Below are 451 nucleotides of genomic sequence, written 5' to 3'. Positions count from 1 at the left end.
CGGTGTCACCAGACCGGGCACCAGAATGACACCGGCTCACCCACCGAGGTCGGTCAGCGCCCAACGGCGGCGACCGCCGTCTTCCTGATCGGTATCCGTGCCGCACGAGACGACGCCGAGCGCGGTCACCTCACGCAACAGGTCCTCCCCCTCGGGCGCGTGGCCGGCCTGGTGGGACAGGATGAGGATGAGGGCCTGGTGGTCCTGGTCGGCCAGATGGAGGCTGACGCGTCGGCCGCCGTCCGTGAGAGCGGCCCGAGTCAGGAGCACCGTCACCGCGGTGATGCTCTCTTCCCGTTCACCGTCCAGCCGGTAGCCCCAATCGGCCAGCTTGCCGGCGACATACCGACCCGCTTTCGCGGGTGCCCAAGGGGCGTTCTCCAACGTCCAGTTCGCCGCCCGCCGGTTCGCAATCCGCGCCGCAAGACGCGGCCTCACCAACACGGAACCG

1 protein-coding gene is annotated in these 451 nt (G+C 69.8%); it reads right to left on the bottom strand.

Features of this window, described 5'->3' with window-relative positions:
- Positions 1-36: 36 nt before the first annotated feature.
- Positions 37-451: hypothetical protein (locus ADK54_RS47520; protein ID WP_324610161.1), on the bottom strand; the 415-nt coding region annotated here is incomplete at its 5' end.

Source organism: Streptomyces sp. WM6378, from assembly GCF_001279695.1.
GTDB lineage: Bacteria > Actinomycetota > Actinomycetes > Streptomycetales > Streptomycetaceae > Streptomyces.
The sequence above is the reverse complement of the archived record's forward strand: the minus strand, read 5'-3'. Positions and strand labels throughout refer to the sequence as shown.